This is a genomic window from Streptomyces sp. ADMS (assembly GCF_033441795.1).
Taxonomy (GTDB): domain Bacteria; phylum Actinomycetota; class Actinomycetes; order Streptomycetales; family Streptomycetaceae; genus Streptomyces.
Genome location: NZ_JAVFVX010000147.1, coordinates 1 through 14,703 on the forward strand (window position 1 = coordinate 1; position 14,703 = coordinate 14,703).

Below are 14,703 nucleotides of genomic sequence, written 5' to 3' on the forward strand. Positions count from 1 at the left end.
TCGGCGAGAGTGACCGCGCGCTGGTCGCGGACCTCCTCGGCGGTCCCGAAGTGGACGGAGGCGGGGGTGTGCCAGCCGATGCCCGAGTGCAGGCGCTCATGGTTGTAGTACGCGATGAACGTCGAACCCCCGGGTCGCACCGCAGGCGGGCGTTGGATTGGGTCTCGTCAGGGCTTGCGGTGGGTGAGCAGGTCGCCGGGCTGGCAGTCGAGGACTTCACAGAGCCGGGTCAGGGTGCTGAAGCGGATGGCCTTGGCTCTGCCGTTCTTCAGCACGGACAAGTTGGCAATGGTGACGCCGACCCGCTCGGCCAGTTCGGTCAGGGTCATGCCGTGCTCGGCCAGGAGCTTGTCGAGGTGGATCTCGATGGCGTGCGGGTCGGCGTCGGCGGGGGACACTAGACGACTCCCTCCAGGTCCTCGCGCATGGCGGTGGCCAGCCGCATCAACCGGGCGAAGGTGATCAGGCCGATGCCGGTGAAGAGCGCGGCCCAGGGTACGTGCCCCGGATCGAGCAGCATGGCGAACGGCCAGTACTCCGTCATGTCGCGCAGGAGAAGGCCGCCCACCACGGCCCCGCCGACGTGGAGCACGGCGGCGCCCGCCGCCAGGTACCAGCCGAAGGCGTTCAGCCCGCGGGCGGTCCGCTTCGTGAACGGCCCGTGCCTGCGGGCCCGGCGGATCAGCAGCAGGGCGAAGACGAACGCGCCGGCGTTCCATCCCCACGAGGTGGTGAGCCCGGCCAGATGCAGCGCCCGCTGTCCGGCGGAGGGATCGTCGAGACAGAACTGGGGGCCGTTCACGGTGATGCTCACCCCGGGATAGGAGCCGAACGCTCCGTCCAGCGCGCTGCTGGAGCCGGACATGGCGGTGTCCGTGACGCACACCGCAGGCATGTCGAAGAACCACAGGCTCGCATCATCGAGGACCAGCGAGGCCAGCACGAGCAGCGCCAGCAGGCCGGCGGCCACAGCGCACACCAGTGTCACCGCGAACTCGATGGGCTCCAGCGGGTCCTGCCGCCCCGAGGGTCTGTTCAACATGCCCATACCCCACCCCCTTATCGTTTATCGATGTTATTGAAAAACGATAAGGGTGTCGGCGCGGCCGCGCAACCACCTGCGCCTGCCGAAACTGGGTGAACTCGGGGAGGTGGCCGAGCGCCCAGGCGGTGCGGGAGCCTGCACGGATACCCCTCCAGGAAGCCGCCGTACGTCGACGAGAGGCGGAGATCGGTCAGCTCTATGGAGCGGCCCGAGGTGAGGACGATGCTGGTCAGCGGCATGGGGACGCCCTGGGACCGAGAAGGGACCGCTTCCCCGGAGTTTCACCTCCGCCACCCCGTCATCCGCGCCGCCGAAGCCACAGTCGCCCGTGCTTCCCGTTCCGTCAGGCCTGTCTGGACGGCCGCGTCCACCAAGGGGGCCAGCAGGCCGGGGCCGAGGCCGTTCTCGTAGGCGCGGCAGGCTGCCCAGAAGAGGCGGGTGTTGCGTTGGCCCTCGTGGGCCGCGAGGACGAAGTGGACCAGGCCTTGGCCGTGTTCGGCCGGTGCTGGGAGCGTGGAGCGGTGGGTGCGGGGCGGGGGGACGAGGAGGCGCAGGAGGGACGGTGGGCAGGGGGCCGGGGTCAGGTGGGCCGTGCCGGGGGCCGTGCCGTAGGCACCGTGTTCGGTGCGGGAGCCGGGGCCGACGAGGTAGCCGCCGGCTCCTCTGATGTCGATGCCGGGGGCCAGTCTGCTCGCCGAGTTGGGGACCACGGCGTCCGGGGGGCCGGTCAGCCAGAGGTGACGGCCGCCGGACGGGGTCAGGACGACCACCGTCTCGGGGATCGTGAACAGGTGGCGCAGGGCCAGTTCGCGCAGGGCCGCGGAGGAGTCCGTGCCCGACTTGGTGTCCAGGTCGATGCCGATGAGGTGGTGCGGGGGCAGACCGCAGGCGATGCCGTAGCCGGTGGCCCAGGGGGCGGCGGCGAAGAGTTCACGGATGCGGGACGGGTCGGTCGTGGCGTCGTACACGCCGTGGCCGAGGCTTCCGCACTCGCCGTGGCACGGGGCGTGCGTCGGGTCGTCGCGGTGGGGGGAGCGCAGGGCCGGGAGTTTTGTCCGGGACAGGGGGATGACGGCCAGGCCGCGTTCGGCGGCTGAGAGGGCATGGGCGAGGGCCAGCGTCGTGGCCTGCCGGTCTGTGGTGGCCATGCCTTCATGTTCGTACTCATGTTCGAAAAAGGGAAGGGTGTACCCCCTCGTCGTGACCGTGCTGGGGGAATGGCTCGAAATGTGCGGGAAGGCTGCGCCCCTTGCGCCCCTTGGGTTTCACCCCGGCGGCGTGGCCTGAATGACCCTTCCCGACCGGACCTGCGGCTTCAGTGACGCCAAGGGGGGTTTATCGACTTGTCATCACGCTTCAGGGGGAATAAGTGGTTCCGGGGTGGTTCGCCGGGGATTCGGTGGGCAATCCTGATCTCGCGACGCAGTGCACAGCGGCGATGCAAACACCGAGGAGGGTGGCCAACTGCCTTGGTATCAAAGGTACTTCGCGCATCGCGCATCGTGCATCACGCGCACAGATCACGCATCACACGCACTTCGTGCGGTCCGGCACTGGGAGCCGGGGCGTACCTGTTCTGGAGGAACAGCATGGCAAGCATCCGTACCGCCCGCGTTCTCGCCGCCGTCTCGGCCCTGCCCCTCGCCGCCGCGCTCTTCAGTGGCGTCGCGTCGGCGGACAACGGCGCCTTCGCGGACGACGGATCGAACGCGGCCGTAGCCGGCATCATCGGCAGCGGTGTGGGCGGTGACAACAACGGCAACTCGTCCACCTCGCAACAGCAGGCGGTCGGCTCCGGTGCCTCGAACCAGAACAACACCGCGCAGGTCAACGGCTCCGCGTTCACGGCGATCGACCAGTCCAACGCCGTCGTCAACTTCACCAACCTCTGGTGAGCCGTGGGCCGGCCGGGGTGTGGGTCCCCGGCCGGCCTGAACTCCCTTGTGGGGGGCGCTTCATGGGGTGGTAACGCGTCTGCGCGGCGGCACGTACTTCGTGCCGCCGCGCAGACGTTTCCGTACTCTTGACACCCTCCAGTATCTGACGGACAGTCAGAAACCGTGAGTCACCTACCCAGTCATCGGCCCAATCGTCGACCTGATGATCCGCCCGGCGAGCAACTCGCCGAGCAACTCGCCGAGCGGCTCGCCGCGTTCGAGGGGCGCCCCGCAGTCGTCGGCGGTGTCGGCAGGGATGCCGTCAACGAGCCGATGATCCGGCACTGGTGCGAGGCGCTGGGCGACAGCAGTACGGCGTACGCAGGGCCGGACGCCGTCGCGCCGGCCACCATGCTCCAGGTGTGGACAATGGGCGGCCTCTCCGGGAATCCTGGCCGCTCGGCCGCGTACGAGGAACTGCTCGCGCTGCTCGACGGCGCCGGCTGCACCTCGGTCGTGGCCACCGACTGCGAGCAGGAGTATCTGCGGCCCCTGCGGCCGGGGGACCGGATCGCGTTCGATTCGGTCGTCGAGTCCGTCTCCGGGCCCAAGACCACCAAGCTCGGCACCGGGTACTTCGTCACGACCCGGACGGATGTACGAGTGGGCGGTGAGCCGGTGGGCACCCATCGCTTCCGGATACTCAAGTACGCGCCGGTACGCGAGGACGCCCCCTCGCGCGCGCCTGAGACACCTGCGGGGCAGAAGGCACCGGCCACGCGCCCCCGGCCGGTCGTCAACCGCGACAACGCCGGCTTCTGGGACGGTGTCGACCGCCACCAGCTGCTCATCCAGCGGTGCCTCGGATGCCGCGCTCTCCGTTTCCCCTGGCTGCCGGGCTGCAACGCCTGCGGCAGCGGTGACTGGGACACCGTCGAGGCATGCGGCGACGGCACCGTCTTCTCGTATGTCGTCCTGCATCACCCGCCCTTCCCGGCCTTCGACCCGCCCTACGCGGTCGGGCTGATCGAGCTGGCTGAGGGCGTGCGGATCGTCAGCAACGTGGTGGGCGTGCCGTACGACAAGGTGCGGATCGGGATGCCCGTGCGGCTGGAGTTCGTGCGGTACGAGGAGGGCCAGCCGGCGCTTCCGGTGTTCCGGGGCGATCTTTCCGCGGAGGTGAGCGGATGAGGGCCGGGGACGAGCTGCCGCCGCTGGAGATCGCGATCACGCGAACGCTGATCGTCGCCGGGGCGATCGCCTCCCGTGACTTCCAGGACGTGCACCACGACGCCGAGTTGGCGCGGGCGAAGGGGTCCCCCGACATCTTCATGAACATCCTCACCACGAACGGGCTGGTGGGACGGTACGTCACCGACTGCTTCGGCCCCACCGCGGTCCTGCACAGGGTCGCCATCCGACTCGGCGCCCCCAACTACCCCGGCGACACCATGGTGTTGACCGGCCGTATCGAGGAGGCAGACGGCGACACGGCTGTCGTACGCGTCCTGGGGGCCAACGGGATCGGTCGCCATGTCTCCGGCACGGTGACCGTCTCCATCCTTCAGCCACCCCCGTCGTCCCTGCCGGGAGGCACGCCGTGACCCTGCACGCACGCGACGACCTCGGCGGCCGTACGGCCATCGCCGGCATCGGGGCCACCGAGTTCTCCAAGGACTCGGGGCGCAGCGAGCTGCGGCTGGCCGTGGAGGCGGTGCGCGCCGCGCTCGACGACGCCGGGCTGACGCCGGCCGACGTGGACGGCTTGGTCACGTTCACGATGGACACCAGCCCGGAGATCACCGTCGCGCAGGCCGCCGGCATCGGGGAGCTGTCCTTCTTCTCCCGGGTCCACTACGGCGGGGGCGCCGCCTGCGCGACCGTGCAGCAGGCGGCGCTCGCCGTCGCGGCCGGGGTGGCCGAGGTAGTCGTCTGCTACCGGGCCTTCAACGAGCGCTCGGGGCGGCGGTTCGGGTCGGGGGTGCAGCGGCGGGAGCCGTCGGCCGAGGGGGTGGCGCTCGGCTGGTCGCTGCCGTTCGGGCTGCTCACGCCCGCCTCCTGGGTGGCGATGGCGGCGCAGCGGTACCTGTACGCGTACGGGTTGTCGGCGGAGGCGTTCGGGCAGGTCGCCGTGCGCGGCCGGAAGTACGCGGCGACCAATCCGGCCGCCTGGTTCCACGGCAGGCCCATCACCCTCGCCGACCACGCGGCCTCGCGCTGGATCGCCGAGCCGCTGCGGCTGCTGGACTGCTGCCAGGAGACGGACGGCGGCCAGGCGGTCGTCGTCACGTCCGTCGAACGGGCGCGCGAGCTGCGGCACCGGCCGGCCGTCGTCGCAGCGGCGGCCCAGGGCGCCGGCCGCGCGCAGGAGCAGATGACGAGCTTCTACCGCGACGACCTCACCGGGCTCCCGGAGATGGGCGTGGTGGCGCGCCAGTTGTGGCGGACCGCCGGGGTGGGCCCGGCCGACATCGACGTCGCCATCCTGTACGACCACTTCACTCCGTTCGTGCTGATGCAGCTGGAGGAGTTCGGCTTCTGCGCGCCAGGCGAGGCGGCGGATTTCGTCGCGGCGGAGGGGCTGCCCCTGAACACGCACGGGGGTCAGCTCGGGGAGGCGTACCTGCACGGCATGAACGGCATCGCGGAGGCGGTACGGCAGCTGCGCGGGACCTCCGTGAACCAGGTGTCGGGCGCGGAAAGAGCGCTGGTCACAGCGGGTACAGGGGTGCCGACTTCGGGGCTGGTGCTGGAGGCCGCCGGGTGAGCGCGCCCGTCCGGCCGACCGCACCGCCCAGGGCTGTCACTACTACTGGAGGAGCAGCCTCCGTACTACTGCCGTACGACCCCTGAGGGGTGAACCCTCATAGCCCCGTACCCTGCCTCCACCTTCAGGAGGTGGAGCCAGCCCCCTTCCTACAACCTGAGGCGGACGCGGCTTCGGGACCTGCGGCCGATCCGCCCGAGCAGGGTCCGAACCTAGCGTAGAGCCATGACCACACCCGTCTGCACCAGCGCTTCGAACGCGGCTACGCCCGCGACGCAGACCCTGTCGTTCGCGTCGTACACCTCGTACCCGTCGTTCGCGTCGTACGTGAAGGCCCGCCGCCCGGTGCTGCTGCGCACCGCCCGGTCGCTCACCGCGAATCCGAGCGACGCGGAGGACCTGCTGCAGACCGCGCTCACCAAGACGTACGTCGCGTGGGAGCGGATCGAGGACCACCGTGCGCTCGACGGCTATGTCCGCAGGGCACTGCTGAACACACGGACGTCGCAGTGGCGGAAGCGCAAGGTCGACGAGTTCGTCTGCGACGAGCTGCCGGAGCCCGAGGGAACGCCGGTGGGCGATCCGGCGGAGCACCAGGTGCTGCACGACGCGATGTGGCGCGCGATCATGAAGCTGCCGGCGCGGCAGCGGGCGATGGTGGTGCTGCGGTACTACGAGGATCTGAGCGAGGTCCAGACGGCCGAGGTGCTCGGGGTTTCGGTGGGCACGGTCAAGTCGGCCGTCTCGCGGGCGCTGGGCAAGCTGCGCGAGGACCCTGAGCTGGTGCTCGCCCGGTAGCCTCCGCCGGCTCCGCCCGTTGGTTCCGGAACGGGAACCTCTTGCGACCGCCGATAGTTCCCGCAGCACGACGTGATCTGATCGATCACTCCCTCCTAGTGACGTACCGCTCGGTATGTGCGCAGAATCAGCACAACCTTTACCACCGAGTAGGCAATGAAGCCCCGGGAGGACGCCGTGCTGAGCACCATGCAGGACGTACCGCTGCTGATCTCAAGGATCCTGACCCATGGGTCGACGATCCACGGCGACTCGCAGGTCATCACCTGGACCGGCGACGCTGAACCGCAGCGCCGTTCCTTCGCCGAGATCGGGGCCCGGACGGCACAGCTCGCCCACGCCCTGCGCGACGACCTGGGAGTCGTCGGCGACGAGCGTGTGGCCACCCTGATGTGGAACAACCCCGAGCATGTCGAGGCCTACTTCGCGATCCCGTCCATGGGCGCGGTCCTCCACACCCTCAACCTGCGGCTGCCCCCCGAGCAGCTGGCCTGGATCGTCAACCACGCCGCCGACAAGGTGATCATCGCCAACGGCTCGCTGCTGCCGCTGCTCGCTCCGCTGCTCCCGCACCTCAAGACGGTCGAGCACGTGGTGATCTCCGGCCCCGGTGACCGTTCCGTTCTCGCCGGGTCGCACGCCCAGGTGCACGAGTACGAGGACCTAGTCGCCGGAAAGCCGACCGGTTACGACTGGCCCGAGCTGGACGAACGCACGGGCGCCGCCATGTGCTACACCTCCGGGACGACGGGCGACCCCAAGGGTGTGGTGTTCTCGCACCGCTCCATCTACCTGCACTCCCTCCAGGTCAACATGGCCCAGTCCATGGGTCTGACCGACGAGGACACCTCCCTCGTCGTAGTCCCCCAATTCCACGTGAACGCCTGGGGCCTGCCCCACGCGACCTTCATGACCGGCGTCAACATGCTGATGCCGGACCGGTTCCTGCAACCCGCCCCGCTCGCCGAGATGATCGAGAAGATTCGGCCGACGCACGCAGCGGCCGTCCCCACCATCTGGCAGGGCCTGCTCGGGGAGCTCACCGCACGCCCCCGGGACGTCTCGTCCCTCACCCAGGTCACCATCGGCGGCTCCGCCTGCCCGCCCGCCCTCATGGCCGCCTTCGACAAGCTGGGCATGCGCGTCTGTCACGCCTGGGGCATGACGGAGACCTCTCCACTCGGCACGATCGCCCGGCCGCCGGCCCATGCGGTGGGCACGGAGACGGAGTTCGCGTACCGCCTCACGCAGGGCCGCTTCCCGACGAGCGTCGAGGCCCGGCTGAGCGGCCCCGGCGGCGAACGGCTCCCCTGGGACGGCGAGTCGGCCGGCGAGCTGGAGGTGCGCGGCCCGTGGATCGCGGGCTCCTACTACAACGGCCCCGAAGGCGAACCCCTGCGCCCCGCCGACAAGTTCAGCGAGGACGGCTGGCTCAAGACGGGCGACGTGGGCACCATCAGCCCCGACGGCTTCCTGACGCTCACCGACCGTGCCAAGGACGTCATCAAGTCCGGCGGCGAGTGGATCTCGTCCGTCGACCTGGAGAACGCCCTCATGGCCCACCCGGACGTCATGGAGGCGGCCGTGGTGGCCGTCCCCGACGACAAGTGGGGCGAACGCCCGCTGGCCACCGTCGTCCTCTCGGAGGGCTCCACCGCCGACTTCACGTCCCTGCGTGCCTTCCTCGCCGACGAGGGCAAGATCGCCAAGTGGCAGCTCCCGGAGCGCTGGACGATCATCGAGTCGGTGCCGAAGACGAGCGTCGGCAAGTTCGACAAGAAGGTCCTGCGCAAGCAGTACGCGGAGGGCGAGCTGGACGTCACCAAGCTCTGACGGCCGACCGCCGCTGACATACGCGTTGGGGCAGTGTTTCACGTGAAACACTGCCCCAACCCGCGTACGGAATGTACTGATCGGTCCCGGTCAATTGGTTCCGATACGCGCGAGCAGATCGACGATCCGGCTCTGCACCTCGGTACTGGTGGACCGCTCGGCGAGGAACAGCACCGTCTCGCCCGAGGCGAGCCTCGGCAGGTCGGCCTGGTCGACGGCGGCTGTGTAGACGACCAGCGGAGTGCGATTCAACTGCCCGTTCGCCCGCAGCCAGTCCACGATTCCGGCCCTGCGGCGCCGCACCTGAAGCAGGTCCATGACCACCAGGTTCGGCCGCAACTGCGAGGCCAGCGTGACCGCGTCGGCGTCACTCGCGGCCCGCGCGACCTGCATCCCGCGCCGCTCCAGCGACGCCGTGAGCGCGAGCGCGATCTCCGCGTGCTCCTCGATGAGCAGTACCCGCGGAGGGTGCTGCTCACTGTCACGAGGGGCGAGCGCCTTCAGGAGTACGGCGGGGTCGGCGCCGTACGCCGCCTCGCGCGTCGCCTGCCCGAGTCCCGCCGTGACCAGTACCGGCACCTCGGCGGCCACGGCCGCCTGGCGCAGCGACTGGAGGGCGGTCCGGGTGATCGGCCCGGTCAGCGGATCGACGAACAGTGCCGCCGGGAAGGCAGCGATCTGCGCGGCGACCTCCTCACGCGAATGCACGATGACGGGCCGGTATCCGCGGTCGCTGAGCGCCTGTTGCGTGGTGACATCCGGCGCGGGCCACACCAGCAGCCGACGCGGATTGTCCAGCGGCTCCGGCGGCAACTCGTCGTCCATCGGCCGCGGCTGCGGCTGGTCGGAGACCTCGACGGCACCGCCCGGCCCGTCGAGCGGCTCGGGCCCCTCGGCGGCGTTCTCGTCCGGTGCTCCTATGGCGTACGAACGCCCGGCCCCCTCGGTGAACCCCGGCAGCCGCGGAGCGCCCGGGGTGAGCTGCGTCTGCCCGGCGAGCGAGGGCTGCGCGGGCAACGGCACCTGGGCGAGCGGTGCTTGTCCGGCGAGGGAGGGCTGACCCGGCAGGGGCGCCTGGCCGGCCAGGGAGGGTTGCGCCGGGGTCGGCGCGACGGGCGGGACCTGCGCCGCCGGAGGCGTGGCGGTGGCCGCCTGACCCGGCTGCGGGTGGGGGCGGGCCGTCGTCTCCGGCTGTCCGGCGGCGGGTTCGGGGCGCGTACCGAGCTTGCGGCGGCGGCCGGAGCCGTTCGAGCCGTTGGTGCCGTGCGGGGGCGTCGCGGGCTGCGGCCGGCCCGGCGCCTGCACCTGCGCCGCCTGTCGGCTGAACGCCACCCCTTGCCCGAGCGTCCGCACACTGATCGCCTGCCCCTGCGTCGAGTTGGGGTCGACCGGCGCGGCGGCGGCCTCGGCGGGCGGCGCCTGCCCGGGCCGGGGCTGCCCGGCACGCTCGGGAGGAAGCGGGGCGGCTACCGCCTGGGGGGCGGGCGCGGGAGCGGCGGCCGGGGCGTTCGCGTTCAGGCTCTGCTGTACGGGGATGCCGACGTCCGGGGTCTCGTCGTCGGACGGGGGCCAGGGCTGGGGCTGGGCGGCGGGGGCCGCCTGGGCCGGGATCGCCTGGCCGGGGGCGAGGGCGGGCTGGGACGCCGTACCCTGCGCCGGGACCTGCTGGGCAATGGCCTGGGAAACGCCCTGGGGGGCCTGCTGCGGGACCTGTTGGGGAACCTGCTGGCCCTGGACGCCCTGTGCCGGGACGGGCTGGCCGGGTACGGGCTGCGCGACCGGCTGGCCGAGCGCCGGCTGCCCGGGGAGCCCCTGCGCGGGAACTGCCTGTCCGGGTACGGCCTGTGCGACCTGCGCGTTCTGTGCCGCGGGGACAGACTGCCCGGGCGGGGCCTGGCCGGGCATGACCTGCGCCTGCCCCGGTACGCCGCCCTGCGGACCGGCTGCGGCCTGGGCGGCGTTCGCCTGCACGGGAGCCGCCTGGCCGGGAATCCCGCCCGGAGGCACGGCCCCCGGCTGCTCCGGGGCGTGGCGCGCCCGGCGGCGACCGGTCGGGGCGGATGTCGGGTGGGGCTGGGGCGGGGTGTGGTCGTCGTCGGGATCGTGTGTGAGCCCGTCATGACGGCCACCGTCGTCGAACCGGTCCCCGACAGGCCCGGCAGGCGTCTCGTGGGTGCCCTCGTCCGTCCGGTCGGCCTCGGCCGGGGGCAGCGCGAACACCGGACGGGCGCCCGCCTCCTGCGCGGCGCCACGCTCGGCCGCTGCCGCCAGGGCACGGCGCCGGCGCCCTGTGGGCTGCCCGCCCGTGCTCTCGTCGGCGGCGCTCTGCGCACCGGGGGCCCCGGAAGGAGCCGCGGGCAGGGCGGGAGGCAACGCGTGCTGCTCGCCTCCGGCGCGCCGTGCCGGAGCGCCGGGTACGCCCCGGGGCGACACCGTCCCGCCCAGGCCGGTGCCGGCGGCAGCGGTGCCCGCGCCCTGCTCGCCCGCCATGACGACGGCGCCGGTGGAGACACCGTCCCCTCCGCCCGCGTCGCCCGCGTCGGCAGGGCTGGGCCGGCCACGCCGGCGCCCGGTACCGCCGTCCGCCTCGGCGGCGGGCTGGATCTGGGGCTGGGGCTGCGGAGCGGTGCCCGAAGCCGCGGCGGCCTCCTCGGCCACCCGCCTCCGGCGCCGCCCGGTGGGCGCCACCGCCTCGCCGCCGGAGTCAGAGGCCTCGACGTCGGCCTCGGCCTCGACGGCGCCCTCCGGTACATCGGCGTCCAGGAAGGCGTCCACGGAAGACCGCCGGGCCCGCCGCCGCTGGTTGACGCCACCGTTGCCGCTGTTGCTGTCTCCGCCCTGCCCGGGCACGGCGAGCTGGCCGCCGACGCCGGTCTCCTCGGCCTCGTCCTCGGCCTCGGCAACCACCGCGCCCGCCCCGCCCCCGATGGGCACCTCAAGGACGTACGCGCTGCCGCTCATGCCCGGCACCTCGTGCGTCTGGAGCACTCCGCCGTGGGCGCGCACGATCCCGCGCACGATCGGCTCGTGCACCGGGTCTCCCCCGGTGTACGGCCCGCGCACCTCGATCCGTACGACCTCACCGCGCTGCGCTGCCGCGACGACGACCGTGTTGTCCATGTAACCGCCCGCGGAGGCCGGCGAGTTGCCGGTCGCGTCGACGCCGGCGACGTCCGCGACGAGGTGCGCGAGGGCGGTGGCGAGGCGCTGCGGATCGACCTCGGCCTCGATGGGCGGCGCGTGCACGGCGAACTGGACGCGCCCGGGCCCGATCAGTTCGACGGCTCCGTCGACACCGGCGGCCACGACCGCGTCGAGCATCACCTTCGTACGGGTGACGGAGTCGGTGCCCGCGTCGAGCCGCTGGTAGGAGAGGACGTTGTCGACGAGCGTGGTGATGCGCGAGTAACCGGCCGACAGATGGTGCAGCACCTGGTTGGCCTCCGGCCACAGCTGCCCGGCGTCGTCGGCGGCGAGGGCGGCCAGTTCACGGCGCAGTTCGTCGAGGGGCCCGCGCAGCGAACGTCCGAGCAGCACGAGCAGCTGCTCCTGGCGGCCGGCCAGGGCCTCGTACCGGTCCTTCTCGCGCTCCGCGAGCGCCGCGTAACGGTCCTCGCCCGCGGCGAGTTCCTCCTCGTGCTCCTCGCGCAGCTGCTCGATCTCGGCGACGTGCTGCTGGCGCAGGGCGGTGAGCTCGGAGGCGTGCTCCTCGGCGAGCCGCTCCAGCTCCTCCGCGTGCAGCTTGTCGGCGGCGTCCTTCTCGTCGGCGAGGGAGTCGTACGGACGCCGGTCGGTGAAGGTCATGACGGCGCCGACGAGCTGGTCGCCGTCCCGGACGGGCGCGGTCGTCAGGTCGACGGAGACCTTGTCCCCGCTCTTGGACCACAGCACCTGCCCGCGCACCCGGTGCTTGCGCCCGGACCGCAGGGTGTCGGCGAGCGGCGACTCGCCGTACGGGAAGGGCTCGCCGTCGGCGCGCGAGTGCAGGACGAGCGTGTGGAGCTCGCGCCCGCCGAGATCGCTGGCCCGGTAACCCAGTATCTGAGCGGCGGCGGGATTGACGAGAACAACCCGTCCCTCGGTGTCCGTCCCGACGACCCCCTCCGCAGCGGCACGCAGGATCATCTCGGTCTGACGTTGCGAACGCGCGAGTTCGGCCTCGGTGTCGACGGTGCCGGACAGATCGCGTACGACGAGCATGAGCAGCTCGTCATTGGTGTAGCCGTAGCTGTCGTACGCCTGCTGGCCGTTCTCAAGATTCGCACTGGTGACCTCGACGGGAAACTCGCTCCCGTCCGTCCGCCGGGCGATCATCCGGGTCGGCTTGGTCTGCCCGTTCGGGTCCATGGAGTCGGGGCGCCGCATGGTGCCGGGGATCAGCCGCGAGTCGAACTGCGGCAGCAGATCGAGCAGCCCGCGCCCGACGAGGGCGGTACCCGGCGTCTCGAAGGCCCCCAGGGCGATCGTATTGGCGTTGACGACGGTCCCATTGGCGTTGACCAGCACCAACGCATCGGGCAGCGCGTCGAGTATGGCTGCGAGGCGAGCAGCGCCTCGGGATGGCCTGCTGCTCACGAGACGCTTCCTCCCTGTTACCGCACCTTGCCTACCGCGGGTGTCATCTTGCCAACCGGCCCGCAACGTGTCACGCGAGGGAGTCTAAGGGCAGTGGTTGCGCTCGCGACGCCGGATGAGAGGGAGGTCGCACGACGAAGTGACAGAGACGCTGTGGCGGCGCCTTTCACACCGCTTATGCGGTACGGGGTGCCCGAGAGGGTGGAGTGAGGGCCCTTGGGGGCCCTGCCGTGCCGGTCAGGAGCTTGGGAGAGGTGCTTGCGCGAGGAGTCTGGTGGGGGCTCAGCGAAGATCGGGCAGCACCGGTACGAGCCGGTTCCAGCGGGCGATCTGACATCCGTTGCTGCGATCGAACGTGGCGTCGACGGGACGCCCGGCCCAGGTCCCGGTCACATGGGCGGTGGCAGGGCCGCCGTACATCATCGTGCAGACGCTGTCGGGGGAGACGGGGGCGAACGGATCCCTGCCCCACCGCGCCCCTCGGTCGAGGGACTGGCAGGCATCCTCCACGCTGGGATGACTCCCGCCCCCGGGATGACAGGCCAACTCGAACCGCCCGTCACCACGCCCACCGGTGCCGCGGACGGTGACGGTGAGGTGATCGGAGGCACGCCCCGTGTGGGCGAGGGGGCCGAAGGGTGTGAGGGGGCGCGACTGGGGCCCCGCGTCGGCGTACGCGGCCGGAGGCGACGCGGAGAGGGAGGCGGCGGCGAGGGAGACGCCGGCGGTTGCGGCGAACACGATCCGCCGGAGGGCGTTGGTGCCGGTGCCGGTGCCGGTGCCGGTGCCGGTGCCGGTGCGGGGAGGAAGGGCGGCGACGGGGTGAGAGGCGTGAGGGGTGTGAGCGGTGTGAGGGGTGAGCTTGAACATGACCTGACTAACGCCTGATGTCGAAGGACGTTGCGCGAGCCGGCCCACGGGGCGGCACCCGCGACATCTCGCGGCAGGGGCCGGCACAACGGCTTTGCCCTGCGCCCGGCCTGCCTAGTACCGTGGGAGGCGATTGGTGACACCGCGCTCGTCTGTGTCATCATCTGCACGCACCACTCGCGCTCGCGCGGGAGGTTGTGCTGGAGGCGTCGCCTAGTCCGGTCTATGGCGCCGCACTGCTAATGCGGTTTGGGACTTACATCCCATCGAGGGTTCAAATCCCTCCGCCTCCGCACCTGATCCCGAAGCCCTGGTCACCACTGACCGGGGCTTCGGCCGTTTCAGTGCTCTGGCGGCCGTTTTCGCAGGTCAGGCCGGGTGCGACAAACGGATTTCACCTCACGCCGCCAGTCATGTAATGTTGTTCCCGCAACGCCGACCGGGTCAAAAAGCCCGGAAGGAAGAGCGAACACAACAGAAGACACAAGCACTCGTAGCTTAACGGATAGAGCATCTGACTACGGATCAGAAGGTTGCAGGTTCGAATCCTGCCGAGTGCACAGCAGACCAGAGGCCCCGTGGAGGAATCCACGGGGCCTCTGGTTTTTGCGTTGACGGCAGTGTTTGACGGCAACCGCCTTTGTGGGCCGATCAGGCGACTACCGGGACACCGGCCGCGCCGTCGTCATCGTCTGAGCCGTTGCCGTCACCCCTCAGGGCATCCCCTACGCGGTCGAACGCTGAGCGCTGCGAGTCGAGCCGTACGAACGTGTAGATGTCCATGGTCACGCGGATCGAACTGTGGCCGAGCACTTCCATGATCATGCGGGCGTCTGCGCCCTGTTCGTGGAGGAGCGACGCGCAAGTGTGGCGCAGGTCGTGCGTGCGCCGTGAGGCGCTGTGTTTCGAGCGGAGGTGAAAGACCTTCGCCGCTGATC

12 protein-coding genes and 2 tRNA genes are annotated in these 14,703 nt (G+C 71.2%); 8 read left to right on the forward strand and 6 right to left on the reverse strand.

The window, feature by feature from the left end; all coding sequences use genetic code 11:
* Positions 1 to 167 precede the first annotated feature (167 nt).
* The 3 genes from RB628_RS36120 to RB628_RS36130 form a co-directional block, all read right to left on the reverse strand.
* The gene (locus RB628_RS36120) at positions 168 to 398 is read right to left on the reverse strand and encodes a helix-turn-helix transcriptional regulator (protein WP_318324868.1); all 231 of its coding nucleotides are present in this window, start codon (positions 396 to 398) and stop codon (positions 168 to 170) included.
* Positions 398 to 1,042 carry a DUF2975 domain-containing protein gene (locus RB628_RS36125; RefSeq protein WP_318324869.1) on the reverse strand — a complete coding sequence of 215 codons (645 nt, stop codon included), beginning with the start codon at positions 1,040 to 1,042 and terminating at the stop codon, positions 398 to 400. The genes RB628_RS36120 and RB628_RS36125 overlap by 1 nt, the downstream gene beginning before the upstream one ends.
* A 284-nt stretch (positions 1,043 to 1,326) precedes the next feature.
* Positions 1,327 to 2,193 (reverse strand): bifunctional DNA primase/polymerase, encoded by an 867-nt coding sequence (locus RB628_RS36130; protein ID WP_318324870.1) that lies wholly within the window; start codon positions 2,191 to 2,193, stop codon positions 1,327 to 1,329.
* A 441-nt stretch (positions 2,194 to 2,634) separates the two neighbouring features.
* Here RB628_RS36130 and RB628_RS36135 point away from each other — a divergent pair, with 441 nt between their 5' ends.
* The 6 genes from RB628_RS36135 (at position 2,635) to RB628_RS36160 (ending at position 8,320) form a co-directional block, all read left to right on the forward strand.
* Complete coding sequence (locus RB628_RS36135; protein ID WP_318324871.1) at positions 2,635 to 2,940, forward strand: hypothetical protein; 306 nt, start codon at positions 2,635 to 2,637, stop codon at positions 2,938 to 2,940.
* 165 nt (positions 2,941 to 3,105) lie between these two features.
* Positions 3,106 to 4,113, forward strand: a complete 1,008-nt coding sequence (locus tag RB628_RS36140; protein WP_318324872.1) for a bifunctional MaoC family dehydratase N-terminal/OB-fold nucleic acid binding domain-containing protein — start codon at positions 3,106 to 3,108, stop codon at positions 4,111 to 4,113.
* Positions 4,110 to 4,526: a MaoC family dehydratase gene (locus tag RB628_RS36145; protein ID WP_318324873.1), complete on the forward strand. Its 417-nt coding sequence runs from the start codon at positions 4,110 to 4,112 to the stop codon at positions 4,524 to 4,526. The genes RB628_RS36140 and RB628_RS36145 overlap by 4 nt, the downstream gene beginning before the upstream one ends.
* Positions 4,523 to 5,689: a lipid-transfer protein gene (locus RB628_RS36150; RefSeq protein WP_318324874.1), complete on the forward strand. Its 1,167-nt coding sequence runs from the start codon at positions 4,523 to 4,525 to the stop codon at positions 5,687 to 5,689. Before RB628_RS36145 ends, RB628_RS36150 begins: the two co-directional genes overlap by 4 nt.
* Before the next feature lie 225 nt (positions 5,690 to 5,914).
* Entirely contained in the window at positions 5,915 to 6,487 is a 573-nt protein-coding gene (locus RB628_RS36155) for a SigE family RNA polymerase sigma factor (protein ID WP_318324875.1), read from the forward strand.
* Positions 6,488 to 6,643: 156 nt separating this feature from the next.
* A complete protein-coding gene (locus RB628_RS36160) occupies positions 6,644 to 8,320 on the forward strand; it encodes a long-chain fatty acid--CoA ligase (RefSeq protein ID WP_318324876.1) in 1,677 nt (558 codons plus the stop codon).
* Between the two features lie 90 nt (positions 8,321 to 8,410).
* Here RB628_RS36160 and RB628_RS36165 read toward each other — a convergent pair whose 3' ends face one another.
* Both RB628_RS36165 and RB628_RS36170 read right to left on the reverse strand, forming a co-directional pair.
* Complete coding sequence (locus tag RB628_RS36165; RefSeq protein ID WP_318324877.1) at positions 8,411 to 12,895, reverse strand: PAS domain-containing protein; 4,485 nt, start codon at positions 12,893 to 12,895, stop codon at positions 8,411 to 8,413.
* A gap of 282 nt (positions 12,896 to 13,177) precedes the next feature.
* A complete protein-coding gene (locus RB628_RS36170) occupies positions 13,178 to 13,765 on the reverse strand; it encodes an SSI family serine proteinase inhibitor (RefSeq protein WP_318324878.1) in 588 nt (195 codons plus the stop codon).
* 202 nt (positions 13,766 to 13,967) lie between these two features.
* Here RB628_RS36170 and RB628_RS36175 point away from each other — a divergent pair.
* Positions 13,968 to 14,058 (forward strand) — tRNA-Ser (locus tag RB628_RS36175).
* A 194-nt stretch (positions 14,059 to 14,252) separates the two neighbouring features.
* A tRNA-Arg gene (locus RB628_RS36180) sits at positions 14,253 to 14,325 on the forward strand.
* A 91-nt stretch (positions 14,326 to 14,416) separates the two neighbouring features.
* Here the strand turns inward: RB628_RS36180 and RB628_RS36185 are convergent.
* On the reverse strand, positions 14,417 to 14,703 hold a 287-nt coding region (locus tag RB628_RS36185), incomplete at its 5' end, for a tyrosine-type recombinase/integrase (RefSeq protein WP_318324879.1).